Source organism: Stenotrophomonas sp. YJH_SMC_138, assembly GCF_059369855.1.
In genome coordinates, this window is record NZ_JCAFTB010000012.1 from 31,844 (window position 1) to 50,727 (window position 18,884).

Sequence of the window (18,884 nt, forward strand, 5' to 3'; positions counted from 1 at the left end):
GGCGCGCCCCTCAGCCCTGGACCGCGGCCGGGCCGCGCCCGTCCTGCTCTTCGGCCAGGCGCGCGGCGAATTCGTCGATGAACACCGCCATGTCCGCACCGATCGCTTCGGCACGCGCGCCCAGGTAGTTGTAGCCGAACAGCGCCGGGATCGCGACGCCGAGGCCGGCGGCGGTACACAGCAGCGCCGCGGCCATGCCCGGTGCCACCGAGTTGATGTCCACCGCGCCGGCCATTGCCGCAACCACGAACACCAGCATGATGCCGATCACGGTGCCGAACAGGCCCACGTAGGGCGCGCCTTCGATGGTGGTCGACAACCAGTTCATGCGCCGCGCCATCGCTTCCTGCTCGCGCACCATCACTGCATCCATCGAGGCGCGGATCGCCGCGATGGTGGCACCACTGAGGTAACCGCTGTTGCCATCGCGCTGGTGGCGTTGCTGCATTTCATCGATGGCCACCTGGTAGATGCGCCACAACGAGCCATCGTGCATGGCGGTCGGCGCCTTGCCCTGGCGGTCCATGTCGGACAGGGTGCGCAGCGGTACGCCGGACAGCTTGCCGAAGCTCTCGGTGAACACGGCATTGGCCTTGCTGGTACGGCCGAAGTGGCGGCTCTTGGCGATCATGATCGCCCACGACAGCAGCATCATCAGGCCGAGGATGGCGACCACCACCCAGGCATCGAACGGCATCGCCTTGAGGATGAAGGCGAAGTGGCTCTGCCCGGCGGACTGCTCGTCGGCGCCGTAGCTGACCAGGCGCGAGTCGGCGCCCTGAGCGGTGGCGTCGGCCAGCAGCAGCGCGGCCGCGCGTGCCACCCGCGAAATGCGCAACTCGTCCAGGGCACCTTCGAAGTTGGCCAGCGGCTGCGCCGCGCCCGGCGCATCGGCGCCGACCACCGGCGCGGTGGCCAGCGCCGGCAGCGCACCGCTCAGCTGGGCAGCCACGCGCCCATTGAGGTACAGCTGCAACGCGCCGTTCTCTGCAGTCAGTGCAACATGCGCCCACTGCCCTTCCGGAATCGGTTGCGCCGGCGTGCTGCGCTGGCCATTGAGCTGCACGAACGGCACGCGGTTCTCGATGCCCAGCACCAGTTCGGAAGCACCATCACGGCGGGCGTAGATGGCTTGAGCCGCATTGTTGCTGCCCGGCTTGATCCAGGCCGAAACGGTGAGCGGCGCGCCCGCTTCCTGCGCCAGCGACGCGCTGGCCGGCAGCGGCAGCGGGCCGGCGCCCAGCTGCACACCGCGGCCGATCACCGCGCCTTCCGACGGCGGCACCACCGCACCGGCATTGTTGCCATAGGCGGTGGTGTCGCGTGCCGGCGCATTGGCCTCGGCAAAGTGATAGACCAGCGTGTAGTCCGGATCGAACACCTGCTGGCCGTTGCCGCTGGCCGGGGCTTTTTCATTGCCGTAGTACATCCAGATGGTCTGCGGCGCGGCGGCACTGACCGCCGGCAGGTCCACCCAGACCAGGGCCAGGCCCAGCGTGGGATCGAACTGCTCGATCTGGTGGGCCAGCACGGTACGGCCATCACCCGAGACGAAGCGAAGGTCGTTGCCCGCATCCTGGGTGCCGTCGAAGCCGAAGTTGCCGGTATGCAGCCGCAGCAGCAGTGGCGTGCGGCCCGGGTCACCGGCCAGGCCCGCGCCCTGCGGGCCCGCGTCTACGGTGATCGGCTTGCGGTATTTCCATTCGGCCTGCCACCAATTGGCATCGGCCGCAGCCGCAGGCAACGCAACCAGCGCGGCCAGCAGCAGCAACACTCGGGAAAGCAAACGGTCCATGCGAAGGGTCTCCGGAGAACGCATGTTCAAGGGAAGGGTCAGTAGCTGGTGCTGATGTTGAAATGCAGGCGCGGGTCGTCCTTGCGCGTGACCGGGCCATCGGCATAAGGCCAGGCGTAGTCCAGGCGCAGTTGCAGGTGTTCACCCAGGCGCAGCTGCGCGCCCAGGCCGACCGAGGCCAGGTTGTACTTGTCACGCTGCTCGGGCAGCGGCCGGCGCAGGCGCAGGTAGGCCGCGTCGGCGAAGCTGTAGACACGCAGATCGGTGCCGCTCCACAGCGACCACGCCGGGGTGCGCCATTCCAGGCTGGCCAGGCCGCCGTAGTCGCCGATCGCCTCGGCCGACAGGTAGCCACGCACGGTGTACATGCCGCCAGCAGCGAACTGCTCGGCCGACACCAGTGGCGCATCGGTTACCTGCAGCGAGCCACGCGCATACCACTGCCAGTCATTGCTGAAGGTGTGGGTGTTGGCCACGTCGGCCTTGAAGGCCACGAAGCTCGGGTCAGCCCAGTAGCGCTTCTGCCCGAACGCGGTGGCGTCGTTGCCGTAACCGAACAGGCGGCGGGTACCGGCCACCAGCTGGGTGTTGATGCTCAGCTGATCCTGCTCGCCCTGGCGCACGCCGACGAAGGCCAGGGTGATCGGCGCATACTTCAACGGTGTCTTCAGGCTGTCCTTGCCCATCTGCGTGTCTTCCTCGGTGTCCTTGAAATCCACACCGAGACTGAGCTGGCGCCACCACTGGCTGCTGCCGGCAAGGCGGTAGTTGAGCTTGAGGCCGATCGAATGGCCGTTGCCGATCACGTTGGTGCCGGTGCCGGTACCGACCTGCCCGCCTGCATTCAACACGCGGCTGTCGGATTTGTAGCCGGAGGCTTCCAGGCTCCACGGCGTGCCTTCGAACTGCATCGTGTACGAGGCCGAGAACACCTTGGCCTGCTTTGTATCTTCCGGCGCCAGGTACACGCCGATGTTGGCGCTGTGCCCGCGCTTCCACAGGTTGTCGTAGGCCAGCGACGCACTCAGGCGCAGCTTCTCGGTGTCGGCACTGTGGTCGTTGTTGAGTGACGCGCTGGCACGCCACGGCGACTTCTCCTCGACCTGCAGGTCCACATCCATCGTGCCCGGCACCTGGCCTTCGCGCACCAGCGGCATCACCTGGCGACGCCCGCCTTCGTTCAGTGCGGTCAGTTCCTTCTGGGCCTGGTCGAAGTCCGGCACCTTGCCCTCGGCCAGTGCCGGTACGCGATCGCGTATGCGGTCGGGCGATTCGTGGCGGGTGCCGACCACGCGCAGCTGGCCGATCGGCGTCTGCTGCACCTTCAGCAGCACCACGCCGCCACTGACCTGCTGCTCGGGGAGTTCGACGTAGACCGACTGGTAGCCCGCCTGCTGGTACAGCGCGTGGACCGCATCGCGCGCCTTCTCGACATCGGCCAGGGTCCTGCCCGGGCCGAGGAACGGCTCTACCGCCCGTTCGATCTGGCGCGGATCGAGCACGGTGTTGCCGCGCACGATGTATTCATTGATGTTCACGCTGGGCGCAGGCGCTGCCTCCTGCGCGAACAATGGCAGCGGCATCGCGGCCAGCGCCAGCACCAGCGGATGCAGGCGCAACGGAAAGCGGACGGCTCGGCACGGAACAGGAGTCATCGAAGGCATCGCGTCGTATCGGAGGGAGTGGCCAAGGAGCGGCGCGTGGGTCTACCAACAGGACGTGCACGTCGCGTCAAAACCGCCACCAGTTTTGTGACAGCACTGTCATCTTGTGACAGCGCCAGAGCACTCGCCGGCGTAGACTGCCCTCGCCACACGTCTTCATTGCAGAGCGTCGGTTGTTGCAGGAGATTCGAGATGAGTGAGCCATTGAAGGCGGGCCTTCGCCCTGCCCTCGCCCTTGCCTTGTTGCTGGCGTTGCCATCGGCCTGGGCCGGAGAGGCGAAGAAGCAGGACGGTGCTGCGCCGTGCATCGAAGTACAGGTCAACGGCGAGCGCATCCCCGCGTGGGAATGCCTGCAACGCAGGCTGGCGCCGGCGCCGAAATCGGCGAAGTCAGCGGCGCTGCCGGATGCCGAACGCCTGATGCGGCAGCCCGGCAACCAGCTGATGCAGTACAACCTGGAAGGCACGCGGCAACGCATGGGCGATGCCTTCGGGCGGTCCGTGGTACCGCAGCGTCCGGCGCGATGAACCCATGCATCTGCAGAGCCGAGCCCACGCCCGGCTGCGCCTGCACACCGTTCAACAGCCATGCAGAGGCAGCCGAGCGCGGGCTCGGCTCTACCGAGCGCCGCCCTGCGGAGCGGCCGGCACGATGCCATCGTTCGGCACCGGTGGCAGCGCGGGCACCGGCAGGCTGCGCGATTGCCCAGCCTGGTTCAGTTCCACCGCGTTGGCGCTGATGCTGGCCAGCACCGTACAGGGCCCCAGCCGCTGGCCGGGCGCGTAAGCCTCCGGCGGGCGTCCATCCACCGACAACAGGGCCAGGGGCGCGTGGTCACCCGCCATCACACCCAGCACGACCACCTCGGTCTGCACCGCACCGGGCGACAGCAGCCGCACCAGCGGCAGACTGGCCACCGCATCGAACAGCGGCCGGGCCGGCGCATCGGCATGCGCTTCGCTGGCCGCCGCCGCAGGCGCCACCGCAGACAGGGTGACGCTCCAATAGGCCACCACCGCCAGCAGCAGGGTGGCCGCCAGCAGGGTCAACATCCGATTGCGATCCCAGCGCCTGCCATCCATGTTCCGCACCATCGCCACGTTCGTGTCCGCCCACGCTAGCAGCCGCCGCTGACGCTTTTGTTTCATCATGCGGGCCTACGCTGGCAGGCATCGACCTGGACAGGAGGCAACGTCGATGCAGCACGTGCCGCGTGGTTTCACCCTGCTGGAACTGATGGTGGTGCTGGTGATCATCGGCATCTGCACGGCGGGCATCGGCCTGGGCCTGGGCAGCCTGCTCGACCCCGCGCGCCAGCTGCGGCAGGAGGCCGAACGACTGGCGCAGCGCCTGCAGGTGGCGCGCGACGAGGCCCGCATCGATGGCCGCCCCCTGCGCTGGCAGGCCGACGCCGCCGGCTACCGGTTCAGCAGGCGCGAAGGCACCCGCTGGGTGGACGTGCAACGCGACGACCTGCTGCGCCCACAGTCATGGCAACCGGCCGGCATCGTGGTGCAGCCGGCCACCCCGGTTGAACTGAGCCCGGAGTGGATCGGCGTGGCATGGGAACTGACGTTGTCGTTGCAGGGCCGCCAGCTGCGTCTTCGTGACGATGGCAGCGGACAGTTGCAGGTCGTGCAGTGAAGCGGAACATGCGCGGATTCACCTTGATCGAAGTGCTGATCGCACTGGCGATCGTTTCGATTGCGCTGGCTGCGGTCATGCGCTCGGTCGCGGTGGCCACCGACGATCAGTCACGCCTGCGCGACCGTCGCCTGGCGCTGCTGTGCGCGCAGGACCGCTGGCAGGAGCTGCGCCTGGCCGGGCAGCCGCCGCAGGATGCACGGCTGCGCTGCGTGCAGGGGCGAAGCAGTTTCCTGGTGCTGCAGCATATCGGCTCGGGGGGTGACGGACAGCCGCAACTGGAACTCAGCGTGGCTGCCGAAGATGCACCGCGGCAGTCGCTGGCGCGGATGCAGCTGCCGTGGACCGCGGCGCAATGAAGCGTACCGCAGCAGGCTTCACCCTTATCGAGGTGATGATCGCGATCACCATCATGGGCGTGCTGGCGCTGATCTGCTGGCGAGCGCTCGACAGCGTGGCCAGCAGCGACCAGCGCCTGCGCCGGGCCGATGCCGAGACCACGACGGCACTACGCGTGCTGCAGCAGTTCCAGCGCGATATCGAGATGCGTGCCGACGATGCGCTGATGAACGGCGCGGTGCGCCCGGCGGATCAGCCTCAGCGCCTGCTACCCCCTTCACTGGTGAGCGAACGGCATCCGGATGGCAGCTTTGCGCTGGAGATCACCCGCAGCGTCGACAGTGATGGGCTGCGCTGGCAGCGGGTGCGCTGGTGGCGGCAAGGCAACACGCTATGGCGCGCCAGCGGTACGGCGACGGACCGCTATCCCCTGCCCGCACCGGTTCTTTCGGAAGGCATTGCAGTGGCAAAGGATGTGCAGCGGTTCGAGGTGCGCGCCTGGCAACCCGGGGCCGGCTGGGCGATGCTGCCGAGCGAGGGCGAGGTGCTGCCGGCCACCGGGCTGGAACTGCGGCTGGGCCTGCGTGACGGGCGTGGACCGCTGGGCTACCGGCGGGTGCTGGAGCTTTAGGGTTCGTTCGTGGCACCGCATCCACGCACGGCGTGGATCTACTGCCGAGCGGCTTCTACTGCCCGGCCTGCCCTGGTGGGTGCCGACCGTTGGTCGGCACTGAGGCTGGTCCGGCCATCCACGCATGGCGCGGATCTACTGCCGAGCCCGCCGCCGGGCGCGCTCCTGCACCCGGCGGCGCCGTGTCGGTGGTCCTCACCGCTGATGGCCGCTCCCTGCCCTCCGTGCCATCCTGGCTGGGGCCGCTTCCGTTCCGTGGCGGCTGGCCCGATGCTGTTCGTTCTTCCGGCCCGGTCGCATCCACGCATGGCGTGGATCTATTGCCGACCTTGGTGGGCAGCAACGTGTGCCGACCAAGGACGGCACCTATCGGCGCTGCGTGCCCTCGTCGCGACTTGCCTGCGGGAACTGGAAGGCACTGTTGGCGTCATAACCGCTGTTGGCAGTGTTGCCACGCGCCGGCGGATTGATGGCGCTGGTACCACTGCCGAAGCCCAGAATCTGCACGCTGATCACCGACGGCTGGTTGCGCCGTGCCTCGTCCTGGCTCTTGCGCATCACATCCTGTGCGGCCTGGCTGGCGCTGTTGGCTGCCGCACTGGCCGAGGCCAGCGCATTGACGTTCACCGATGCCAGCACCGGCAGGCCCTTGCTCTCGCCCTGTACCTGGATGTTGGCGGCGTTGAGCACCTGCAGCGCCGCCAGGTTGATGTTGCCCGAGACGCGGATACCAGCCTCGCCCGCGTCGATGGTGCCCAGCGGCGCGACCAGGTCGACGTCGCCCGGCGGCACTTCGGCGATGGGGTTCAACGTCGCGATGCCTGCGCCACTGGCGGGAGCCTGCGGCGACAGGATCACATTGCCCCAGCCGTCATAGACGCGGCGCGGTGGCGTGTACAGCAGCGTCGTCTGCGAACCACGACCGGCATTGATGTCACCCTGCTCCGACCACGCCAGGATGTCGCCGCCGAAGGTGGTCATCACCCGCGACAGGCCGAGCAGCACGCTGTCCTGGCTGAACAGCCGGATATCACCTTGCCCCTGGGTGACAAGGCCGGCGCTGGCGGGTGGCACCACGCCCTGCACACCGATCACGATCTGCCCACCCGGTGCCATCAGTTCGATGTTGCCGCCCGCCTCGGTACGCACGCCGGAGCCACCGTACATCACGATATCGCCGGTACGGTCGATCGTCGCACCGGCCGCATTCCTGTCCGGCATCAGCGTGGCGATGGCTTCGCGCCCGCGCAGGTAGGAGCCGAAGCGGGGCCCTTCTGCATCGGTATACTCGCGTCCACCTTCGCGCAGCTCTGCGTAATAGACCTGGCGCAGGAAGATGCGCTGCTGTTCCTGCGGCAGCGCATCGAACGTGGCCAGCGCCCCGTCGCCCTCGGCCGCCACGCCGAAGCGTCGCTGCAGCCACTGCTTCAGTTCCTGGTCGTACACCTTGGCTGCCTTGCCCGGCTGCGACGCAAGCGATTGCGCGGGATCGGCAAGGTTGGCAGGGTCCAGATAGCGTGCACGCAGGGCCGCGAAATCGATCTGCTGGTTGCCGGCCGTCAGCGCGATGCTGGCGCCGGGACGGGTGTCGCCCTGCACGATGCCACCGAGGCTGGCGATGCTGCCCGCATCCTCCTGGCGCAGCTGGCGGCCGGCACTGATCTCGGTGTTGCCGGGGCCAGCGATGGTCGCGTTCAGATGCACGATGTCGCGGCCCGCCGCCGCCACCGTGATGTCGGTGGGCGCGGTGTTCAACGCGGTCATCGACACCCCGAGGATGTCCCGGCCTGCCCGCAGTTGCACGGCGCCGGCGGCCTCGAACCAGTTCAGCTGCGTGCGCTGCCCCGCGTTGACATTCAGCGTGCGCTGGGCGCCGGTGGCCAGACCCATGATGTCGCCCTGCACCGCGTAGAAGCGGCTCGGCGCCAGTGCCGCAGACACAGTGGACAGCGGCGTATTCGGACCGAATGCGAACAGTGGAAGCGACCCCGCCGGCGATGCCGTGTTGCCGTCGACGGACAGGTTGTGCCGCGAGCGGGTCACATTGCCTGCGGAATCCCCCTGCTCGGCCATGAATGCCGGGTCGAAGGGTCCCGGCAGGCGCGCGTCACTGGCCGAGCGCGCGATCTGGGTCGCGCCAGGCTGGGCGAAGATGCCTCCGCCGGCCAGGACGTCCAGCCGTCCTGTCGCCGAGGGTGCCAGCAGAATCACATCCTGCGTCCCCGGCGCGGTGCTGATCCGGTCCAGCTTGATGTCACCCTGCGCAGCAATGGCGCTGAAGCGCGAAGGATAGAGCCAGTAATTCAGCAGATCATCGCCGCCACGCACAACAAGCTGGACCTGCTCCCGCCACAGATTGCTGCCCGTCACGTTTTCCGGCCCGGCGAGGCCTGGCGCCAGGTCACCACCGGCACTGAACAGATCCACGGCCGTGTTGGCGGTCCACAGGGAGAACCACGTACTGCCTGCAGCGCGCGCGCCGTCATCCTGCAGCACCGCGCTGTAGTTGGCCAGCGGAACCCGGCCGGCATCGGCGACGCCGCCGAGCACCACATCGCCCCGCGCCTGCAGCTGCGCGGCGGCGTCACCCAGCACCAGCACCGGCCCGCCCATCGCGCGGGCGGCGTCAGGCGCAAACAGGTCTGCCGCCCGCTGCTTACCCAGCGTCGCGTAGCTTTCCAGGGTGACGCCCATTGCACCGATGCGCCCTGCATCGAGCTGCAGGCTCCCACGCAGGTTGCTGAAGGTACCGTTGAGGTCGAGATTCTGTCCCGCCCTGGAGGGGTTGAGGCTGGAGATCGTCGCCTGCAGGTTCGGATTCAGCGCGCCACCGATACGCAGCTGCAGGTCGCCTCCGCCGGTCAGGTGCAGCTGGCCATCGCTGACCCGGCCGGTCGATCCCACCGCAGCAATGATCGCACCCGAGCGCGGTGCGATCGTCGACACCAACGCGTCACCTATCGCATCGCGCACGCCGGCGTCACGCCCGGCCTCCAGCGTCAGGTTGCCCCCGCCCAATGTGCCGAAGCCGGTGAAACCAACCATCCGTGGAGAGGCGCCGGCGGCAGCGGACACGTTGGTGTAGGCGCCAAAGTTCACCCACCAGCTGGTCGGCACCGGCTCGACCCCAGTGGTGCCGCCGGTACCCTGCCGCCACAGCCAGTTGCCGACCGCGGCACTGGAGTACAGCGCCCAGTCGCGATCGCTGCTGCCCGACTCTGCGCGCGCGGTCCAGGCGTCGCCGACGATATCGCGCCCGGCTTCGACGCGCAGGTTGCCACCATGATCCGGATACCAGGCCTGGTAGCCTGCCATCGCGGCGTCATAGCTGCCCGGCACCAGGTTCGGTCCCAGCACTGCGGTGTTCCAAGGGGCCGCTGCACGGGGCGAATTGAAGGCAGCGTCGCGGCCCCCACCCAGCGCGGCGGGAGTGCCGGCGGTGTAGACGCCAAAGCCTGACTTCATCACGACGTCAGCGGCCGCGAGCAGTTCCATGTCGCCCCTGCCGGTGCGCAGTACGCTCCACGCCGGCGTGCCTGCGCGCTTGCCGTAAGTGGTCACTTCGGTCTGCGTGCCGCCGCCGGCGCAGTAGGTGGGCGCGGTGCTGCAGAACTCGTCTTCGGTCATGCCAAACATCGCGGCGAAGTCCTTCGCAGGGGTGCCTGCGTAGGACTCGTCGCCCCAGTAATCCAGCGAGCCCTGCGCGGCCACCTGGCGGGGTGCCGGGCCGCAGTAGTCGGCCGACATCGCGCAGAACTCGTCTTCGGTGAAGCCGAACATGTCGGCCAGCTCCGCGATCGGACGGCCTGCATAGGAGGTGTCGCCGATCCAGTCCAACGATGCCTGCTCGGTCAACGCGCGATCCCCCACCCAGATGATTTCCGTCTTGACCGTACCGATCGAGCCCTGGTGGGTGTCGGCCAGCACCACGCTGCCTTCGCTGCCCCAGCGCCGGCTGCGTGGGTCGGCTGCCCCGGTATCGGCGCCGGCAACAACGGTCAGGTCCCAGGAGGTGGTGCCCTCGGCCAGCATCGGCGCCAGCGCCCAGTTGCGCCCCTGGTTGCCGCCGGCATCGGCCGGCCTCAGATTCACCGGCGCGTCGCCGGGCAGCTCCACCTTGGTCAACGACGGGATGTACGCGCCCACCTTGAGCGCGACTTCGCGTGCCAGGCGCAGCGCAACCGGCAGCACCGCGCCGGCGGGCCACTCCTGTGCCGCCATCTGTACCGCACTGCGCAGGCGGAAGCCGGCTCCCAGCCGCGCACCGGCCGCCAGCATCAGCGGCTCCTGCAGCACGGTGCCCGCGGCCAGCGTCTGCCCGGAGTCGGTGGTCACCGCCGCACCCAGCACCGTGCCTGCAGGCAGCCGCAGGTTCTGCGAGATCACCATCGGCGCGGGCAGCACGGTACCGACCGGAAGCGTTACCGATTCGACCGGCACGTCATAGTTCAGGCGGGTGCCGGCCTGGAACTCGGTGCCGGGCTGCAGCTTCACTCCGTCCACCGGCACCACCAGCCCACCGCCAAAGGGGGTGTGCCCCGCGCTGCCATTGCGGCCCTCGTACAGCTGCCAGCCGCCCTCATCCGGCGTGGACGGCGGCGGTGCGAACCCATCGTTGATGCTGCCGTAGACGTTGATGTTGCCTTCGGCGCGCAGCACCAGCGAGGCCGATTCGCCGAAGCCACGCCGCGATGGATCGGCGCGGTTGGCATCGGGGCCATAACGGTAGCCGGACAGATCGATGTCGCCGGCGATGGTCAGGTCGCCGTCCGGGTTGGCGTCGCTGCGCCGCGCCAGCACCTGCACGCCGGGACGAAGGCGCACATCGCCCAGCGCCCGCGTGCGCTGCTGCAGATCCGCGTTGCCCAGCGCACCATCGATCCAGGCCACGCTGTGCGGATCGACCACCTGGTCCAGCCACTGCTGGGTGACCAGCTGCGCGCGGTTGCCGCGCACGTCAGCGGTGGTTGCCAGGGGCGCATCGTCGTAGCGGCGAACACCATTGAGCTGGATGTCGGCCGCGCCATCGATGCGCAGGCCGGTGGCCGCGGCAATCGCCGCGTCGTTGCTGCCCAGCCGCGGCACATCGATCTTCAGCGTGCCGCGCGGGGTGCCATCGTTCTGGCCAGGACGTCCACCGACGGTAACGTCGCTGCCCGCACGCAGGTCCAGCTGCGCCGCGCTGCCCAGGCCGACGGCACCTTCGGCGCTGCCCAGCGTGATGGTGGCCCGGTTTGGACTGTCGATGATCTTGCCATGGCTGTCCACGCGCAGGCCGGTACCGTGCGCGTCCAGCGTGCCGTCCACCTGCAACTGATCGCGGGCGTACAGGCGGATGCTGCCGACCTGCTCGCCGCTGGCATCGATGCGGCCGGCCACGGTCAGGCTGCCCGCGTCGACGCTGATATCGACCCGGCGCGCCTTCACTTCGTCGCCGATCCGCAGATCGCCCTCACCGATCTGGAAGCTGCGACCGCCGACGACGTTGCCGGCGGTCAATCGCTGGTTGAGGCCGGCGAAGTCCTGCAGCTGGCGTGCCCGCACCACCAGTTCGCCACCGTCGTAGGGCACCAGCGTGCCACCGGCATCGTAGCGACCCGTGGCGGCACCCTGCAGAACACCGGCCAGATCGGCTCGGCCGGCCATTGCGGTGACCGTCAGGCGTCCGCCGCGGTTGTTGCGTGCGGAAACATCGATGCGGGAGGCCGCATCGGCGCGGATGTCACCCGTGTCGCTGGACAGCAGGACATCGCCGCCCCAGCTGAACTTGTCCACGTCGTACAGCGAGACCTTGCGTCCGGCCAGATCCAACTCGGCCCGGCTGCCAAGCGTGATGCCCTGGCGTGCGTTCGCCGACAGCCGTCCGGACGCCAGCGCGACCGTGCTGTCCAGCGCGATCCGGTTGGCGTCGATGCTCAACTCACTGCCCAGTGCATCGCCACCCGTCTTGCCGGCGCCCCCCTGCAGGCGGAAGTCGCCGCCGGTGCGCACGCGCAGCTGCGCGGCGGGATCGGCGGCCAACAGCGGTGTATCGATACCCAGGTTGCCTCCGCTGTACTGCCACCCCTTGTCGGCCAGATAGTCGCCACGCTGCTGGAATACGTCCAGCGTGCCCTGCGCGGAGAACGACAGCTGCTCCGAAGCCCTCAGGTTCAGCGCACTGAAGCCGAGCACCTGCCGGTTCGCAGGTACTTCAGAGCTGGGACGGCTGAATGGCGCCCGCCCCAGCTGCAGCTGCCGGGTGACGATGTCCAGTTGCCCGGCCCCGAGCCGGTCCACCATCGGCTCGGCCGGCGGCACCGTCGCGTCGCTGCCCGGCGCCTGGCCCGCCGCCAATGAGCCGTCCCAGACCAGCGTGTCCACCAGGATGCGCGCGCGGTCGGTCGCCGCACCGTAGCCGCGGATGGCCTGCGCACCGAGCACAAGCGTCTGCAGGCCACTGCGGCCGGTGGCACTGTCGCGCGCATCCAGGTCGACGCTGCCGAACACGTTGACAGACTCCCGCGCGACCAGACTCAACGTGTCCAGCGCCGGCGCGCCGGTCGCATCATTGCCGCGCAGCAGTTGTTGCAGCACGGACTGGTTCATGGTCATGCCACTGGGCAGCGCCCCGGCCGCAGCGGCCTGGGCGATCGCTTCGGCACTGCCGAGGTTCAGCGCCGCCATGCTCAGGCCGAGCTGGCGGGTGCCATAGCTGGCCGAGTCGCGCATCTGCAGCGCGCCATCGGTCGCTACCGCGATGCTGCCATCGGAAACCAGCCGCGTCTGGCCGTCGCACGCCGCCTGGCATCCGCCGATGTCGATCGCCACCGGACCGGCCTCCACCCCGGTGGTGCCGGTGATCAGGTTCAGGCGCTGGTTGGACACCGCCAGCAGGCCGCCGGAGACCTGGTAAGGCAGGGTCGCGCTGGCATTCGCGTTGGCGGATGCGAACGGCAGTGTATCGAGGGTCGCACCGGCCTCGACCAGCACGCCGCTGCCACCGGAGGCCGCTGCCACCAGCACTTCCGGTGCGTTCAAGGTGACGCCGGAACGGATCGCCACGCTGCGCGCCTGGCCGGTCACCGCAACCTGCGAGGCCTCCTGGTTGAACTGCCCGCCGATCATCATCCGCGCCGGCAGGAAGGCATTGAGCGCGTCGTCGCTGAAGGTGGCGCCGCGATCACGCGCCTGCGATTGCGTGGTGCCATCGACGATCTCCAGCGAACCGACCGCCGGGCTCGCCAACGTGGCTGCCAGCGTGCCACCACGCCCCTTGTCGGTGGCAGCCGCGAACCGCGCGGTGCCGGCGAAGTGGATGGCAGGCGTGTCTGCACGACCTGCACCTTCGCCCAGCGCAAGGGTCAACCCGAGCGCATCGATGGTCTGCCAGCCACGCGACTCGCCGCGGCGGTCAGCTACCGATTGCGCGAAGCTGTTGTAGGAGGTTTCGTTGTAGCCCGAGTGCCGGCGTACCACGGCCGCGGGAGTCAGCAGGATGTCGGTGAGCAACGGCGAGATTGCCGCGCCCAGCGCCGTGCGCTGCTGCCCGGACACACGCCAGGTGCCGGTGCCGGTCGCAATCGGTTGCACGATGCCGGAGGTGCCGGTGGCGCCCAGCTCCACCCGGAATGCGCCGGGCTGCAGCGCATAGCTTGCCGGCATCAGCGTGTAGGTGCCGGCCGCCAGGCCGGGCACGCCAGCCGGCACGGTGATCTGCTGGCCCACCGCCGGAGCTGCGAACCCTTCTTCGCCACTGGGGGCGAACGCCCCGGCGCGTCCCGGTACGATCGCGTACACCGGGTTGCCCGACGCACTGAACCCGTAGCGCGGGTTGGCGTCGGCCAACGCCGTACGCAGGACGTCGACAGAGCCACCGCGTCCTGACACGAAGGCGGCGCCGGTCAACTCACCACCGCCGGACATGTCCAGCAGGGCCCCCGGCGCCACCTCGATCTCGTTGGCCTTCAGTGTCACCCCCATCGAGGAGATGCCGGCTGGCGTCAGCGATCCCAGGCTGCGCGTACCGACCCGCCAGTCAACACCATCGACGGTGCCACCATAGGGCAGCGACAAGCCGGCGCCGCTGGTCGAAGTTACGCTGCCTGGCAGCAGTTCCACCCGGCTGCCGACGGTTCCGTTCTGTATCAGGCCACCCAGCTGCAGCGTGCCCATCGGCGCCTGTACGTTGCCGCCCTGCTGCACCGTGGCGGCCACCAGGCGAAGCGTACCCAGCGCCGATTCCGGCGCCGGCTTCGTGGCCGCACCGGTGCCGTGGATGCGCAGCACGGCATCCGGATCGGACCAGTAATCAGTGGTCTGCACGGTCTGCGCCGACGCGCCGGCCACCAGCGTGCCGACCGCGCCTGTGGTGGGATACAGGCGCGCAGCGGTCACGTCCATCGAACCAGCCGTCATCAACGCGCTGGTGTTGCCACTGCTGGCAATGCCGTTGGTCAGGCGCACGTCACTGCGGCTTTCCAGCGCCACATGCTTGAAACCCGGCAGCCAGGTGACGTCGCGGATGTCGATCAGCCCGGCCTGCACCGCCAGCGCGTGATCTTCCGGCCCGGACGAAGCGACCGCGGCGGTGCCCTGCAGGTTCTCGCCCGGCATCTGGCGCCAGCGTGCCTGCGCCAGGCGAACGTAGGGCGCACTCAGTCGCAGCCCCGACGATGGCCCGGCATCCACGGCCATGCCCAGGCTCGAAGTACCCTGGCCGTGGATGCGCAGGCTCTGGGCCAGGCGCAGGTCGACGTCGCCGACCGCGCGGATGTCACCGAACACGGACAGATTGTCGAAACCGCCAGCCTGCAGCTGCTCGACCGACAACGCGGCGTGGCCATACTCCAATGTGGCCGGCAGTGGCTGCCCCGGTGCGCTGTGCTGGCTGAGGGTGATCGCACGTGACCGCAGTACCTCCTCGCTGGCGCCACGTGCATGGATGCTGCCGCCAAAGGCCAACCCCAGGGTGCCGCCGCGTGCGCCGGCACCACCGGCGGCCGCGTCCATCCCGCCGCCCAGGTACAGCGCATTGGCCGAGCGCAGCACGATCTGCCCGCCATCGCTGTCCACGCGGACACGGCCCTGGCCGTCGACGTCCAGCTCGGCCGACGCACCCCGCGCCTGCAGGCGCGCACCGCGTTCGACCACCACGAAGGCTTCCGGTGGTCGGTTGTCGACGAACGCTGTGGTCTCCCAGTCCAGCGCCCCGCCAATCTCGATGCGTCCACCCGCGCGCACCTGCCCGCGCAGACGGCCGCCGGAATCGGGCAGCGAAATCGCGTCTGCATCGGCATCCAGCAGCGCGCCTTCGGCGAAACGCCAGGTGCGTTCGGTGCGCTGCCCGGCGTACAGCGCGTTCTCCGGGCGCACATCGTCGATCAGGATGCGTCCGCCCTTCGCGCGCAGCGTGCCTTCAACATCGATGTTGCCCGCACCAAGCAGCGAGATCGTCTGGCCTGGATCGACCGCCACCAGTGCATCCTTGCCGACCCGCAGGTCACCGCCCACGCTGTTGCGCTCCGAACGCAGGCTGATGCTCGCACCCGCGCGCTGGCTGACGCGCCCGCTCGACGGATCGGCGCTGTACAGCGGTTCGTCCCACGCCGCCAGTGCGGACGCCCGGTCGGTCGCCATCGGCGCGTCCTGGATCAGGCGCAGGCCTGGCAGGGCAGCGACCAGCCGCGCGCCATCGGCCACCTCCACGCCGTGGTGGCCATTGATGTCGTACTGCGCGAAGCCACTGCCGAACAGGCCGGGGTCCAGTCGCAGCGACGCGCCCGCCAGGTCCGCATCGCCCACCCGCACCTGGCCACCGGTCCCCAGCGAGAAAGAACCACCGCCCTGTCCTCGACCACTGAACCGGCTTCCCTCACCCAGTTGCACCCGGCCACTGCCATCGGTCGTAACCGTACTGCTGTTCGCCTGCAGGCTGACGCTGCCGCCTTTGCCGATATGGGCCTTGCCGCGCAGGTCCAGCGCAGCACCGGCCTCGACGTCAACCGTTGCCTTGGCGCCCACGGCCACGTCATGACTGTTGCCCAGGCTCAGGCGGCCGCCATCCGTCCAGGCACCGCTCGCGTCGCGCGGCATCGCCAGTGAGGCGTTGCTCCATTCGCCGGAGAGGTCGATCCGCGTTCCGTCGGCAATGACGGTGCGGGCGCGGCCATCGTGCAGCAGCGCCATCGGCCGGCCCTGGACATCCAGCAGGTTGCCCGCCGACAACTGGCCGCCGGCAATGCCGATGTCGCCTGCCAGCTCCACCTCGCTGCCGATCAGGTTGAGCTGCCCGCCGGCCTGAAGCCGAAGGCTGCCGTCGATGCGGATGCGATCGGCGGTCGCCAGGTCGATCCGCCCCCACTGCTGGGCACTCAGCTCTGCGATATCCAGCCACACCGTGTCACGCCGCTCCTCGTTGACCGGAGCCGCCAGCGACCACGCCGTCTTCGTCGGAGCCTTGTCACCCAGGCGCACATCCGAGCCGAACACACCACTGCGGCCCTGGCCGTCGTAGCGCCCCAGGTACAACTGCGCATTGCGCGCGACCGCCGTCTGCGCCTGTGCATAGCCATCCAGCGCGGCATCCGGCCTGCGGTTCTGATGCGCGCCCTGGAAGGTTGCAGTCTCAACCTTTCCATCCAGCACCGCGGTCGGTGCGGAGACGATCAGCCGCCCTGCATCGCGGCCGACCGTGTACCCGTTATCGACCCGCTGCGCCGCGAATACGATCGGATCACGGAAGGTCTCGGTGATGCCCCAGCGTTCCTGCTTCACTTCATGGCCGCTGTACAGGCCATCGAACAGCATCTCCGCTGGCGCCTCATCAAGACGGTAGACCTGGCCATCAACGCCGCGCACCCAGCTCTGCCGGACCACGCCGCTCTGCACATCCAGGCTGCCGCCGGCAAGGTTGATGCGTGAGCCACCCTGCGTGATCACTTCCCTGCCGCCCAGCAGGACGGTGCCTCCCTGCGCAGCCCATTCGCCGATCGAGTGCCCCTGGTTGTCGAGGTAGCCCCCCACTTCCAGCAAGCCGCCTGCGGCGTACCAGCGCTCACCCTCGTAGCCCCCGGTACCGGCCGGAACGTGGACCAGCCTGCGGCGGTCGACCCAGACTTCGCTGCTGGTCAGCTTGCCGCTGTCGCGGTTGTCCAGGGCATCGCGCAGTTCGTTGCCCTGCACCTTGACCTGGACATTGTTGCTCTCCATCGACACCTGCACGCCCACTGCGCCGGACACGTCCACGCGCGCGGCATCGTCCACGTAGCTACGGGCCGCCGCATCGGCGATGATCTGGCCGCCCGTGGCAACCGTCAGCGAATCCGCGCTGAAATGGATGTTGCCACCCGAGACGATCTCCACCCGCGACTGGTCCCGGCGATCATTGTGCTGGGACAGATTGTCGAAGGTTGCCGAACGCGCGCCAGCGCGGATCGCGTCCTGCTCGGCCGATTCCTTGATTAGGGCGTCGCGCTGCGTATCCAGCACCGTGGTCTTGCCATCGTCCTCGATCAGCACCGCCGTGGTGGCTCCGTCAGCAAGCGTGACGCTGCTGCCTGCATCACTGGCCGAGGCCAGAAGATGCACGGTGCCGCGCTGTGCAAGCGTGGTGCTGGCCACGGCCACACCGGCCTGCTCGACGCTGCGTCCGGCCAGGGTCACGTCACCCTCGAGTGCGCGCAGCAGGCCGGTATTGCGCACGCTGCCAGCCGTGCTGCCAGCGATGAAGCGCGGCGCGATTTCATTGCCGCGGGTGGTGGAACTGGTGTTGGCGGCCGTACCCACGCCGCGCCGGATCACGAAACTGTCACCTGCCGCGAGCTGCACCTGGCCCTTGCGCGCTCCGATCTGGCCAGCATTGTCCACGCTGTGCCCGGCCAGCAGCACGTAGCCACCGCCGCGCGTCGCACTGGTCGGCTCATGGGTCGCGATGCGGGCGCCCCGCTCCACCATCACCTTGCCGAATGCATCGCTGAGCGCGCTGCTGCTGGCGTCGGGGCTGTACAGGCCGTTGTCGCGGAACTGCGCATCGCTGATACGTGCTGCAGCCGCCAGCAGATTGCGTACATTGACCTGGCTGTTGTTGCCGAACACCACGCCGTTGCGGTTGACCACGAACACCGTGCCACTGGCCTTCAGCTGGCCCAGGATCTGGCTGGGCCGCGCCTGCGGATCGTTGACGCGGTTCAGTACTGCCCAGTCAGGGTTCTGCAGGAAATTCAGCGTGGTGTTGCCGCCGATGTTGAAGGTCTCCCAGTTCAGGATCGCCTTGTCCGCGGTCTGCTCGACCGTGACCTGCACCCTCCCGTCGCTGCCCTGCGACTGGATCGCGTCGCGCGCATTGAGCCAGCCACGGGTCAGCGGGTTCTGGTCGACGCTCAGGCCGTCCTTGCCGAGGCCATCGGCAACGATGAAGCCAGCCTCGCGGCGCGCCTGCCGCGCCTGTTCCTGCAGGCGCTGCTGCAGGGCAATCGCCTGCGCCGCAGTGCCAAGATTGTCGATCGACTGCTGCAGCTTCTGCCGTGCCGCATCCTGCTGCTGGGCCGGCAACTGGAACTGGATCGGCACGCCGTTGGGCATCCGGCCACTCTGTGCCGCGCTGCCCTGGGCCGCGCCCCGTTCGGCGAACCAGCCCGGACTGAACGCCTGCTGCGCCTGGCTGGCCGGGGCCACCATGCTCCCCAGTGCGACCGCGATGGCCCACGCCATCGGATGATTGCGGCGCATCGACGCGGCCGGATGAACAGCGGACGGGAGCGGGGGCGACATCGGAACCTCATCAACCTGGTGGGCCGCAGCTGCGGCGACGATCGGGGAGGCACACGCAAC

General features: G+C 68.9%; 8 protein-coding genes. 4 read left to right on the forward strand and 4 right to left on the reverse strand.

Annotation, left to right across the window (positions count from 1 at the left end):
• Positions 1-10: 10 nt before the first annotated feature.
• Positions 11-1,795: a DUF2341 domain-containing protein gene (locus AC5P7I_RS19840; protein WP_262088172.1), complete on the reverse strand. Its 1,785-nt coding sequence runs from the start codon at positions 1,793-1,795 to the stop codon at positions 11-13.
• Between the two features lie 38 nt (positions 1,796-1,833).
• Positions 1,834-3,450, reverse strand: a complete 1,617-nt coding sequence (locus AC5P7I_RS19845; RefSeq protein WP_262088173.1) for a ShlB/FhaC/HecB family hemolysin secretion/activation protein — start codon at positions 3,448-3,450, stop codon at positions 1,834-1,836.
• 201 nt (positions 3,451-3,651) lie between these two features.
• Between AC5P7I_RS19845 and AC5P7I_RS19850 the strand changes: the two genes are divergently transcribed.
• On the forward strand, positions 3,652-3,987 hold the full coding sequence (locus tag AC5P7I_RS19850) for a hypothetical protein (protein ID WP_014647358.1): 336 nt from the start codon (positions 3,652-3,654) through the stop codon (positions 3,985-3,987).
• A 90-nt stretch (positions 3,988-4,077) separates the two neighbouring features.
• Here the strand turns inward: AC5P7I_RS19850 and AC5P7I_RS19855 are convergent, their stop codons facing one another.
• Positions 4,078-4,554, reverse strand: coding sequence for a general secretion pathway protein (locus AC5P7I_RS19855; protein WP_014647359.1), 477 nt, complete (start codon positions 4,552-4,554; stop codon positions 4,078-4,080).
• 103 nt (positions 4,555-4,657) lie between these two features.
• Between AC5P7I_RS19855 and gspH the strand changes: the two genes are divergently transcribed.
• From gspH to AC5P7I_RS19870, 3 genes are read left to right on the forward strand one after another with little or no spacing between them, the layout of a single operon-like run.
• Positions 4,658-5,104: a type II secretion system minor pseudopilin GspH gene (gspH, locus tag AC5P7I_RS19860; protein ID WP_014647360.1), complete on the forward strand. Its 447-nt coding sequence runs from the start codon at positions 4,658-4,660 to the stop codon at positions 5,102-5,104.
• 8 nt (positions 5,105-5,112) lie between these two features.
• Positions 5,113-5,463, forward strand: coding sequence for a type II secretion system minor pseudopilin GspI (gene gspI, locus AC5P7I_RS19865; RefSeq protein WP_204302090.1), 351 nt, complete (start codon positions 5,113-5,115; stop codon positions 5,461-5,463).
• Positions 5,460-6,074 (forward strand): prepilin-type N-terminal cleavage/methylation domain-containing protein, encoded by a 615-nt coding sequence (locus AC5P7I_RS19870; protein ID WP_262088174.1) that lies wholly within the window; start codon positions 5,460-5,462, stop codon positions 6,072-6,074. Before gspI ends, AC5P7I_RS19870 begins: the two co-directional genes overlap by 4 nt.
• 366 nt (positions 6,075-6,440) lie before the next feature.
• Here AC5P7I_RS19870 and AC5P7I_RS19875 read toward each other — a convergent pair whose 3' ends face one another.
• The gene (locus tag AC5P7I_RS19875; RefSeq protein WP_262088175.1) at positions 6,441-18,824 is read right to left on the reverse strand and encodes a filamentous hemagglutinin family protein; all 12,384 of its coding nucleotides are present in this window, start codon (positions 18,822-18,824) and stop codon (positions 6,441-6,443) included.
• Positions 18,825-18,884 lie beyond the last annotated feature (60 nt).

Bases quoted from the DNA above. Each gene is read 5' to 3' on its own strand.
- AC5P7I_RS19840 (WP_262088172.1), bottom strand. From the start codon at position 1,795: ATGGACCGTTTGCTTTCCCGAGTGTTGCTGCTGCTGGCCGCGCTGGTT.
- AC5P7I_RS19845 (WP_262088173.1), bottom strand. From the start codon at position 3,450: ATGACTCCTGTTCCGTGCCGAGCCGTCCGCTTTCCGTTGCGCCTGCAT.
- AC5P7I_RS19850 (WP_014647358.1), top strand. From the start codon at position 3,652: ATGAGTGAGCCATTGAAGGCGGGCCTTCGCCCTGCCCTCGCCCTTGCC.
- AC5P7I_RS19855 (WP_014647359.1), bottom strand. From the start codon at position 4,554: ATGGTGCGGAACATGGATGGCAGGCGCTGGGATCGCAATCGGATGTTG.
- gspH (WP_014647360.1), top strand. From the start codon at position 4,658: ATGCAGCACGTGCCGCGTGGTTTCACCCTGCTGGAACTGATGGTGGTG.
- gspI (WP_204302090.1), top strand. From the start codon at position 5,113: ATGCGCGGATTCACCTTGATCGAAGTGCTGATCGCACTGGCGATCGTT.
- AC5P7I_RS19870 (WP_262088174.1), top strand. From the start codon at position 5,460: ATGAAGCGTACCGCAGCAGGCTTCACCCTTATCGAGGTGATGATCGCG.
- AC5P7I_RS19875 (WP_262088175.1), bottom strand. From the start codon at position 18,824: ATGTCGCCCCCGCTCCCGTCCGCTGTTCATCCGGCCGCGTCGATGCGC.